Consider the following 11251-nt stretch of genomic DNA (forward strand, 5'->3'; position numbering starts at 1 on the left):
CCCAGGGGGGCGCCCAGCTCGGTTCTGAAAATAGATCCCCGGTGCTCCGGCGCCACTGAGCTGTAACAGCGCTCAGTGGATTCGCCTGCAAGGCAGGCTCCTACAGAACAGGAGCTTGCCGGCAGGGTCACTAATTAAAGCTTGTAGGCTTTCTTCGCCAGGTTGTAGGCGAGGTCGGCGGCCAGTTCGAAGGCTTCGTCTTCCTGCAGGCGATGGTCGGAGACCAGCTGCGACAGCCACACACAGTCCATACGGCGCGCCACATCGTGACGGGCCGGGATGGACAGGAAGGCGCGGGTGTCGTCGTTGAAACCTACGGTGTTGTAGAAGCCAGCGGTCTCGGTCACCTGCTCGCGGAAACGACGCATACCTTCCGGGCTGTCGTGGAACCACCAGGATGGGCCCAGTTTCAGTGCAGGGTAGTGACCGGCCAGCGGCGCCAGTTCGCGGCTGTAGCTGGTCTCATCCAGGGTAAACAGGATGATGGTCAGATTCGGCTCATTGCCCACCGCTTCCAGCAGCGGACGCAGCGCGCGCACGTATTCCGTCGGCGATGGAATATCGCAGCCCTTGTCGCGGCCGAAACGATCGAACACCACCTTGTTGTGGTTGCGGAATGAGCCCGGGTGGATCTGCATCACCAGGCCATCCTCGATGCTCATACGCGCCATCTCGGTCAGCATCTGACCGCGGAACAGCTCCGCATCCGCGGCACTGCAATTGCCGCGGCTTACCTTCAGGAACAGCGCCTCGGCTTCCGCCGCAGACAGATTTGCGGTGGTCGCGGTGGGGTGACCGTGGTCGGTAGAGGTCGCGCCCATCTTCTTGAAGAATTCGCGACGATTGCGCAGTGCCGCTAGGTAGCCGGACCAGGTGGAAGTGTCTTCGCCGGTGATTTCAGCCAGCTGCGCCAGGTTATCCACAAAGCCTTCGAAATCCGGATCCAGTACCGGATCGGGTCGGAATGCGGTGATTACGCGGCCGCTCCAGCCACTGTCGAGAATCTTCTGGTGGTGACGCAGGTCGTCCAGCGGGGACTCAGTGGTGGCGATCACTTCGATATTGAAACGCTCGAACAGCGCGCGCGGCAGGAATTCCGGTTTCTGCAGATAGCTGTCGATACGCTCGTAGTAAAGCTCAGCGGTATCCGCACTCAGCTGTACATCCAGCTCGAACACATCGTGGAATACGGTATCCAGCCAGGTGCGCGACGGGGTGCCGCGGAACAGGTGGTAATTTTCTGCCAGCAGTTGCCAGATTTTGCGCGGATCCTGTTCGACTTCGGTACCGTCCTGGGTGCGAATACCCAGGCTCTCCAGCGGAATACCCTGGGAGTACAGCATGCGGAACACATAGTGGTCCGGACGGATCAGCAGATTGGCGGGGTTGCCGAATGGCTTGTTTTCCGCAAACCAGGATGGATCCGTGTGGCCGTGGGGGCTGACAATAGGCAGGTCTTTAACGCTCTCGTAGAGATTGCGTGCAATATCCCGGCTTACTTTGTCGGCCGGAAACAGACGGTCGGGATGCAGGATCAGAGGGCGTGTCATGTTGGATGCTTCCAGGGTTGGGTTTGCCATCATTGAGGCTGGCTGTTCGGGTTCCAGCCCCGCTTATTGTTGTGTGGTTCTACCATCATCGCGACAACCCGGGCGGGCGTGCAAAAAAGAAAAAGCCGCACTCACCGCTCAGCAGATGCTGAAGCGGGAGCGGGCGGCATGCGCTAAAACAAGGACGAGAGGGGTCCAAACCAGTCCCCTCTTGCCTGAAGCGCCAGGCGATGGAGAAAACCTCGATGCTCATTGAGCAGCGATTGTCGCCATGTTGCCAATATTGGCCTTGCCAGTCAACGTTTTTGGTAAGGCACTATGCTTGGGATGGTCGGCAACTACTGTGGCTGCTCGCTTACAGCTTGTACCTCAGGCCGAGGAAGTAGCGGGTGCCTCCCAGTTCTACCCGGTTGTAGCTCCCCTGAGCGACACGATACTCCGTATATGGCTCATTGGTGAGATTGAGGGCCTGTAGCTGTAGCCGGAGGTTTTTGCCCAGTTGGTAAGACAGTGACAGGTCCACAGAGCTGGTGTCATCCACAAAGCGGTTGGTTTGCCCAAAATCACTGCCGAAGGGCTTCAGGTAATCCGAACGGTATTTATAGGAAAGGCGACTGGTAATGCCATAGTTTTCCCAGTACACCTCTGCGTTATAGCTCTTCTTGGAAAAACCAGGCAGGTTCGCCGCTGGAATTACCAGGTCATCGGTAATATCTGCACCATTCTCCAAGTAATCGAAGTCGGTGTCGGCGATATTCAGGCCGGCAGATACCCCCAGGCCATCGAGGGCGCCCGGCAGGTTTGCAAAGGCATGTTGTGCGGTGAGCTCAACGCCTGAAATACGCGATGAATCCGAGGTGTTCTGCACCAGGCCCTCGACATTCATCGTCACGTCAGCGCCGTTGATATCGAAGGATTCCGCTACCGTGTCCGAATCCGCCACTTCAAGCCCGGCACTGAAGTTTTTGAGGTAGTACGCTGCCGCGAGCATGGTTTCATCGGTGGGGTACCAGGCCAGGGAGAGGTCAAAGTTCTGAGATTCAATGGCTTCCAGGTTGGGGTTGCCCAGTGCTGTTACCGATCCGCTGTCAATCGCGGCCTGGATACTCGAAAACTCTTCCTCGCCATCGCCGAGATCCAGCTCGCGCCCCGCACCCATCCACCACATATCGGGGCGGGAAATTGCGCTGTACAGCGCGGTGCGCAACTGTACGCTTTCCGTCAGTGCAAAATTCACGTTCACGCTGGGAAGGATATTTACATACTGGTTACTGTAGGTTTCCTTCGTGAGGGAGTCCTGCAGTTCGGTGATCAACACGCTATCGTCTGCGGCATTGTCAGGAGTACCAGCATCATTATTGGTGACGCTGTAACTCTGTCGGTAACCGACTGATTCCAAATCTGTCTGCACAGCGCGCACGCCAACGTTGCCGGAAACATCAATACCGCCTAGCTGGGTGTAAAAGTTTATTTTGACAAAGGCGGAGGTAATCTTTTCGGTGAGGTTGACATCGGCAGCGCTCGGCGCCTGCGGGTTCTGCGCCCAGTCGACGTCCCCCAACATCAGGTCATAGGCGCACCGGGTGTCATAGGTTGCCCACTGATCAAACGAGCTGTTGGCGTCTTCGCCGAATCCGCTCTGGGGGTAGTCTGTTCCGCACTCCTGGGCAACGGTCGAGATGTCGGCATAGGTCGAATCGGTAAATTCGATCTGATCTTCATCGTAATTCTTGTGCTCGTGGGATGAGAAACGAACCCCCGCTTCAACCGAAGTCAGTGATTTCCAGTCGAGATCGTAAATGCCCTCGAAAGCCAGCGCTTTGATCTTGTCCTTGATTTCAAATTCACCGTAGCGCGCCCGCTGGTTGGCATCGTAGAAGCTATAGTCTTGCAGGGTCTCACTGCCGAGCAGGGATTCTGAGGGGTTGTCGCGGTCCTCGTAGATGTTGACCGTGGGCCACAAGTCACCATTCGTTCCCGTGCCATCATAGTCGTACCACACGCGGTCGGAACGGAAGCGGGTCTGCCAGGTTTCCTGATAGCGGGTGGTTGAGGAATAGGAAAGGTCGGTATTGAGCACCAGCTTGTCGGTTGCCGCCCATTCGATATTGAGACCTGTCCCCTCGTAGACTTCATCGCGCTCGCGGAATTCCCCGTAGGTACTTACGCGTGATTCACCGGTGTAGGACGTAAGCGCGTGATCTTTATTGGTGCTCCAGTTGCTTATCCTGCGCCGACCATCATCAAAATAAAGGTCGTGCCGGTCTTCGTAGTAGAAACGATCGGACCACTGGGCATCCAAAGTGATATTCCAGGCATCAGAGGGCTGCCACTGTAGGGTAGTCATGACCGCATCGCGGGTTTCCTCAGATTCCATCTGGCGAAAGTAAAAAGAATTAGGGATAAAGTAGTAGTCGCCATCGGCGGCCATACCCCCGCCTGCTGCAGAATTATCGTCGCTCCAGGAACAATTACTGCCCCCGTCAACGGCTGCGTTGGAGTTACAGTTTCGCAAAGTGGAGCTGGTGTTGAAGCTTTCTTCCGGAGAAGAGGCGTCGTCACCGGTGTAGCCTATGGCAAAGCCGACAGTGCCGATGCTGGTGTCGAACACATCGGTGTAGGAAATGGAGCTGCGGTATCCGGTACCGGAATCCCCATTCAACTTGGCATCGTATTCGTTGTAATTACCTTTGACCTCGGCTTGGAAACGGCGCTTGCCGTAGTCGATAGGGCGAATACTCTGCAAATCTATCAGGCCCGCCACCGCACCTTCGAGCAGGTTTGCGGATTGCGACTTGTACACAGTAGCGCCGTTTACCAGTTCCGATGGGAACTGGGAAAACGCCACGGCGCGGTTGCCGCTGCCAGAAGAAATTTCACGGCCGTTGTAAGTGGAGTAACCGAGAAATGGCCCCAATCCGCGCACGGAAATTTCACTGGCGTTTCCTTTAAAGCGGTCGCCAGTGACCCCAACAATGCGCTCCAAAGTTTCTGCGACAGAAAGGTCGGGCAGGCTGCCCATTTCAGCCGATGAAATCACATCGACAATGGTTTCGGCATCGCGCTTGATATCGATGGAATTACGCATGGTGTCACGCAGGGTGCCGGTGACGGTGACTTCTTCAAGCTTTTCCTGCTCGTCGCCATCCTGCGCTTGTGCGAGAGAAGCATTGAGTGCGACGGAGGCGATTGTCAGTGCCAGCAAGCGCTTGGAAAATCTCGGCCGTGGGCTAGCGTGAGTATGGTGATTGTGGTTGCTCATCAAAGCTCCTGCTTAGTTATTTTTGTCGTTGTGTGATTTCTGTCTTTGCATGGATGTACGAGCCCCTCCGGAGTACCCATTTACCGGTGGCGGTGTGATAGCTGGTACAGTATGAATCAAGCTTGGCTGATGGTAAAGTGGTATGACCATCTTACATTGATTCGTGTGCCGACAGATTTGCGGGAGGGCCGTTTTGAGATATCGATTGAAAATTCGTAAAACGTTAACAATATCAGGGGCTGGTGGTGTGCTGGTCGCGTTGTTTTGCGGCTTTGCACTCGCGACAGTGGAGTCGGGAGCGGTTGTAGAAGCAGTGAGCGCCGAAGCTCTGCCTGTGCATGAGTTGCCCGACTTTTCTTATGCTGGCTACAAGAACGGCGGAACGCCGTTGACGTTTGAAGTTCGCAAAACAATCGATGTCAGCGAATTTGGTGCGGTTCCCGATGATGGCCTCGATGATTCAAAGGCATTTCTTGCTGCACTAGCGGCTGCAGATCGCTTTCTCGGGCCGGTTGCGGTCGAGATGCCAGCCGGACGCTTTATTCTCAGTGACATCCTGTATTTACAGCGGGATAACCTGATTCTGCGCGGTGCCGGTCAGCAAAAGACCCAGCTATATTTCCCTCGGCCACTGCGTTTGCTGCCGGATCCGCCCGAACTTTCGGAGCTCCGCGAATACCTTACGGAAATGGACAAGCGCCAGCGAGAGGAGCAGAACAATATCGACCTGCCCTTTACCCAGTATGCCTGGGCCGGTGGCTATATCTGGGCGCGCAAGCCTGGTGAGCGGGTAAAGGCGTACCTCGACAAGTACGATATGCCGGTGGCGGTAAACGCACAGCCGGTTGCCGGCAAGCGCGGGGAGCGCCGGCTGAAGGTAAAATCGGCAGGCACGCTTGAGGTGGGGCAGGTTATCAATATCAACTGGTATAACCGTGCCGGACGCGAATCACCGCTGCTGAAAGCACTGTATCCGGGTGTCGACAAGGTAGGCAGCCATCACTGGGCATTTCCGTCGCGCCCGCTGGTTTCGCAAGCATCCAGAATTGTGACGATAGAAGGTAATACGGTCGAGCTTTCCGATCCCTTGCTGCATGATATCCAGGGGTTTACCACGGATATCACACAAAAGCTTTATCTACAGAATGTTGGATTGGAAAACTTCACTATCGAATTTCCACCCTCAGCGTATGTGGCGCACCATGTAGAGGAGGGCTTTAACGGCATATACCTGACCCGGGTATACGACGGATGGGTTCGCAATGTGAACATCATCAATGCAGACAGTGGCGTGCTTACAGAAGAAGTCGCTAACCTGACGATCAGAAACGTTACCACGTCAGGCAATCACAAGGCGCACTACAGCGTGGCTATGGGCGATACACATAATGTGCTGGTGGATAACCTGCATGTGCAGAATCTTGTGATTCACCCGTTGAGCTTCAATACATTTTCCACCAAGAGTGTGTATACGGATTCTACTGTCGATCAGCGTCCGATTCTGGATCAACATTCCGGTGCCAATCATCAGAACCTTTTCGACAATATTACGATGTATGTTGATCTGAACGAGCAGGAAATCAGTGAGCGCAGGTACCCTGCGTTTAAAGGTGGTGGTGCCGGCTACTGGAAGCCGACCCACGGCGCGGACAACACCTTCTGGAATATACGGTTGGTTTTTTCCAATGAATTTGAAGAGGAGACCAGCATCACACTCGATGGCGTAGCCGATGGACCCAATGCGAATATTTATGGTGTATACGGGAACAGAAAGGTAGCCGTCGACTATGGACCAGGCGCCGATATTGTTGCGATGAACCAGGCGATCAGCGATCAACCGTCGCTTTATCAGATGCAGTTGTCGAAGCGACTTTCCAGAAGTCGTTTCCAGGATCTTTCTAGTGATCTTTCTAGTGATCTTTCCAAAGGCCTCTCCAGCAGCCAGTCCACCACTGCGAAAAATTCTATCCAGTAAGTAATTGCAAAAATAAAAAAGGCCAATCATTGCGGTTACCCGAATGATTGGCCTTTTTTATTGCGGGATTACTGAATCGGCCACAACCGCGGATCGGTATTCACGATACTGTCACTGCTTTCGCTGAGTATTTTCTCCAGCGCCTGACTGAAAATTTTATCGCCGTAGGCATTCTGCGCGTAGTACATGGTCGCATGTGCTGCCTTGATGTCCATCCCGTACAGCTCCTTGAAAGGCCAGCTCTCTGGCTCCAGGAGATAATTTGCAATCAGGGAATACCCGCGATGCAAACTGATATTGCCGCGGCTGTAGCCCCAGATATCTACACCGAGCTGCCGGCCAAATTGTCCCAACAGGTTGTACGCCTCCAGATTGAAGTTGGCATAGTGCCAGGGCCGGGTGCGTTCGAATTCCGCCGGCTGCTTTCCATCGGCATCGAAGTGCTGGGTGATCCTGCGTTCCTGGGTCACTTTCAACTGCGTGCGAGCGGTCTCCAGATCGCCAGTAAAAAGGGCATACGCTACCACCTGGGCATCAAACCAGGTGCCGTGGTTGTTGTGCCAGTCATTTTCGGCTTTGCCGTTTTCACTGGTGAGCATCCACTGGTTTAGATCGGAAAACCACTGAATGATCCGATCGCGATCATTCTCACTGAGTGCATCGCCTAGTAGTTGTACGGTATCCGGAATATGAATCAGGAAGCGTCCCTCGATGATGCCGAACCCACGTCCGCTAGCCACTCCAGGTACGGCTTGTGCGTGCTCGAAATTCGGGTTCATACGCGTAGCCGGGTGGATAAACCAGGCTTGCAGATGTTTGATCGCGGTTTCGCCATAGCGCCGATCACCCGTCAGATGGTAAGCGACGGCAAGATTACTGACGTCCTGCACAAAATCTCGCAACAGCTGGCTGTCGGGGATCTGCTCCAGAGTCGCGTAGTTGCGCTCACCATCTTTGCGGATAAAGGGAAGTCCGTCTTCTGAATCTGGATTGGGCCACCAGTAAGGTCCTATGCTGAAATAGTCATTTGGATTGCCACTGGCGGGCAGTCGTTGTTTTTGCGTGACAGACCGAATTGGATTTTTGAGAGCCGCATTCGCGCGCTTGATCAATAGTCCCAATGCCGGTTCTGGCTGCTCGTTCTGATTGTCCTTGAGTTGCAGTAATGTGTCTGCATCGTAGAGGAAGAGCTGTGACGGTTGGGCGAAAGTTGTCAGAGGCAGAAGCATTGACAGGATTAGACTGGGTAGGATTTTGTGCATATATAAACTCCGCACACTTCCGTTCCTGACTTGGTCAGATTGTGATGAACGGCAGTATGGTGGCGATTGTCGGAATGGTAAAAAATATTGGGGCCAAGAAGGCCCCAATTCCTATCAGGCATGCATGTTTAGAAGAAGTTGTACTTCGCCTGCAGTACAAAGATGCGACCGTCGAAGTGAGTGGCGCGAGGTTGGAATTCGGTATCCTGGTATTCCTCGTACAGTGCCTCGGTCAGGTTGTAACCCTTCAGCGACAGGCTGAAGTTATCGGTGACATTGTAGTAAGCAGATAAATCCAGGCGGCCAGCAGCCTTCACGTTCTTGTTCCCCTCACCATTGAACGTGCCGACACTTTCCAGCTCGTATTCACTGCGATAGTTGTAGGCGAGGCGAATACCGAAGGGACCATCTTCGTAGTAACCGATCACGTTGTAAGTGTCATCGGAAATGCCGGGAATACGCGCTTCCAGCGGTGAATCCTGTGAGGTACTGGAGTAGTTCACAATGCCGCCAAAGCCATTCCATGGATAAGGCAGGAAGCTCAGGTTCTGCTGAATGGAAACCTCGTAGCCCTGAACCTGGATCTGCTCATCCACATTCTGAATCTTGCTGATACTGATCTGGTCTCCCGCCGCGATATAACCCGCATCGATGGCATCGTAGGCATCCGCACCATTCGTCACACAGTTGCCGCCAGTCACGGAGAGGCCGCCCAAGTCCAGGTTGTACGCGGACAGGAGATCCGGGTCACAGCTGGCAACGCTGGTGAAGAAGTTTTCGATGTCTTTCTGGAATGCCGCGAAGGTGATGGCACTGCCCTCGCGGTTGTACCACTCCAGGGAAATGTCATAGGAGCGCGCGGAAAAGGGTTCTACATCGGCGCCGGGAAGCTGCACGATCACTTCACCAGGTCGGGTAGAAATCATTGTCGCCGGGGTGGCGGCGCGCACATTGGGCCGTGAGATGGACTCGCCATAGGCCACGCGCAGTACCAGGTCTTCTCGCAGGTCCATTGCCAGGTTCATGCTGGGTAGCAGGAAGTCGTAATCGTTTTCCACCCTGCGCTGCTCCGGGTTGTTGATGTCCGTAGCACCGAACGCGTAATAGGGGGATGACGCCGTCTGCTCGGAATTCACATAGCGCACACCGAGGTTACCGGTAACCGGCAGCCCGGCGATGGAGAAATCCAGATCGGTCATCAGGTACAGCGCGTGGGTATCGAGTTCGACGTCGTAGACGAGACCGGCATTCTGTTGCCCGCCGCGCGCAATCAGGTCCGTGCTGGGTACGCGGACTGGCTGCTCGCCGGTCACCGGGTCCGGCGCGACCTCGCCAATCGTGGCGGCGACCAGTGCGTTGAGTCTGTCGACATCAATGGCATACCAGCCAGCACCGGCGCCAGCAAAGCCGTTGGCCTCACCGCCGAAGAAGTTGCCTTCGCTGACATAGGCTGGGTTTCCGCGCATATCGTTGGTAAGTAGTCCATTCAGGTCCACGCCGGTGGGGGAGCTGCGCAGGCGATCGGAATCCTGAGATTCGCTGGAAAAGCGGTAGCCAAAGCTGAGTGCGGATACCCCGGGCAGTTCCAGTTCACGTTTGGCATTGAACTCGAATGCATTGGCCTCGGTTTCCAGGGTTTCATAGGTTCCGGTGATCAGTGCGCGGATATTAGTGTTGTCTACCTGAGTGACTTCACCGGCGCTACTCAGGGTGTCCAGAACCCGCCACTCGCCATTGAGGTCTAGGTTGTCGACGTTCTGCAGCTCAAACAGGTAGTTGCCGATGTTGCCCTCGCCGGTATACAGGCGGCCGGAGATGCCGCTGCTGCCCGCGCGGTAGTAAGGGGTATAAAAGAGTTCGTTCCAGTTGTTTTCCGCCGATGTGAATGACACTAGGCCGTCCACAGTCCAGTCATCATTGGCCCATTCTGCGTCCAGCAGTACCGCCTGGGATTGCTCAAGGGTGTCCCAGGTACGGGAGGTGTAGCGGTAATCCACATCGTCGAACAGGATGTCGGTGACGGTAAAAATGGGATTGCCGTCGCTATCGACGGTACCGGTATCGCGGGGGGCGCTGTTCGGTGTGATCTTGGTGCCGCTGCTGCGTGTGCGCAGGTCAATTTCCTGCTGTCCGTTCTCGTCCATGTCGCGTTCGGTGTAGAGCACATTCATGCCGAGCTTGAGATTGTCGTTGGCCTGGAATTCGATACCGCCGGAGAACGAGGTGCGGGTACCTTCATTGATCTCCGAGCCCTGGCGCAGCTCGCCTGGCATTTTCACTATGGCGTTATCTGGCAGATTATTGTTGGCCTTCCAGGTCGCGAAATCTTCGCCGTTGGCACCGACAAAATTCCCATTGGCGGGAATATTGTCGTAGCGATTGACCTTGATAGTGTCGCGGCGGAACGTTTGTTCGGAGGTGGCGAGGGTCGCGGTCACCGCGAGCTTGTCGGTAATCAGATGTTTGGAACCGGACAGAACCATTTCCGCATCCAGCGCATCGGCCAGTTGTTCACTACGACCGGCTACCGACAGATCCAGGCGGCCGTCCTTCTTGTCCAGTGCTCGCGGCAGTATCAGATCTACCGTGCCGGCAATACCGCCCTCCTGCATGGCCGCGGTCTGGGTCTTGATCACATTGGTGCCGTTGAATACCGCAGGGTCAAACGCGCCGAACGGGTTGGGCGCTCCAAAGGCCTTGTTGCTGCGTGACGGGCTGGCGAAGGTCTGGCCGTTGGCGGTGGTTTTCACGAAACCGGAAGGCATACCGCGCAGGTTGATACTGGATTCGCGGCGCTCGCCTTCGCGGTTGAGTTGGACCCCGGCCACCGCCTGCAGGGCTTCGCCCATATCCAGTGCCGGCAGGGTGCCGATGTCGTCCGCGGAAATGCCGTCGACAATGGTGGATGCATTGCGTTTGGTGTCGAGTGCGTTGTCCAGGTTGCGCTGGAATTGGGCTGTGACGACCACCTCCTCCAGCGTATCTGTTTGCTGTGCCAGTGCTGGTGCGGTTGTCAGTGCGATTACGGTACTCAGCAGAGTTTTGGTGAATACCGGGCTAATCGGGAATATTCGGTTGCTAGTCATGCTCAGGCCCTCAAAGGTCCGTTTTTATTTTCATCGTTTCCTGACGGGTACCTATGTCAGTACCTATTCATCGCTACTAATTTGGACAGGCTGGGAGATATTCAAACAAATTCAAA

General features: G+C 55.1%; 5 protein-coding genes. 1 reads left to right on the plus strand and 4 read right to left on the minus strand.

What is annotated here, in order from left to right; translation table 11 throughout:
• Positions 1 to 134: 134 nt before the first annotated feature.
• On the minus strand, positions 135 to 1550 hold the full coding sequence (gene uxaC, locus PVT68_RS13405; RefSeq protein ID WP_280318842.1) for a glucuronate isomerase: 1416 nt from the start codon (positions 1548 to 1550) through the stop codon (positions 135 to 137).
• 355 nt (positions 1551 to 1905) lie between these two features.
• Positions 1906 to 4812, minus strand: coding sequence for a TonB-dependent receptor (locus PVT68_RS13410; RefSeq protein WP_280318844.1), 2907 nt, complete (start codon positions 4810 to 4812; stop codon positions 1906 to 1908).
• Positions 4813 to 5125: 313 nt separating this feature from the next.
• On the opposite strand from PVT68_RS13410, the gene PVT68_RS13415 reads away from it, so the two are divergent.
• Positions 5126 to 6787 (plus strand): right-handed parallel beta-helix repeat-containing protein, encoded by a 1662-nt coding sequence (locus PVT68_RS13415; RefSeq protein WP_280318846.1) that lies wholly within the window; start codon positions 5126 to 5128, stop codon positions 6785 to 6787.
• Positions 6788 to 6855: 68 nt separating this feature from the next.
• Here the strand turns inward: PVT68_RS13415 and PVT68_RS13420 are convergent, their stop codons facing one another.
• The gene (locus PVT68_RS13420) at positions 6856 to 8049 is read right to left on the minus strand and encodes an alginate lyase family protein (protein ID WP_280318848.1); all 1194 of its coding nucleotides are present in this window, start codon (positions 8047 to 8049) and stop codon (positions 6856 to 6858) included.
• A 128-nt stretch (positions 8050 to 8177) separates the two neighbouring features.
• Positions 8178 to 11135 carry a TonB-dependent receptor gene (locus tag PVT68_RS13425; protein ID WP_280318850.1) on the minus strand — a complete coding sequence of 986 codons (2958 nt, stop codon included), beginning with the start codon at positions 11133 to 11135 and terminating at the stop codon, positions 8178 to 8180.
• Positions 11136 to 11251 lie beyond the last annotated feature (116 nt).

Origin of the sequence: Microbulbifer bruguierae, from assembly GCF_029869925.1 — a bacterium.
In the GTDB taxonomy this organism is placed as follows: Bacteria; Pseudomonadota; Gammaproteobacteria; order Pseudomonadales; family Cellvibrionaceae; genus Microbulbifer; species Microbulbifer bruguierae.

Bases quoted from the DNA above. Each gene is read 5' to 3' on its own strand.
- uxaC (WP_280318842.1), bottom strand. From the start codon at position 1,550: ATGACACGCCCTCTGATCCTGCATCCCGACCGTCTGTTTCCGGCCGAC.
- PVT68_RS13410 (WP_280318844.1), bottom strand. From the start codon at position 4,812: ATGAGCAACCACAATCACCATACTCACGCTAGCCCACGGCCGAGATTT.
- PVT68_RS13420 (WP_280318848.1), bottom strand. From the start codon at position 8,049: ATGCACAAAATCCTACCCAGTCTAATCCTGTCAATGCTTCTGCCTCTG.
- PVT68_RS13425 (WP_280318850.1), bottom strand. From the start codon at position 11,135: ATGACTAGCAACCGAATATTCCCGATTAGCCCGGTATTCACCAAAACT.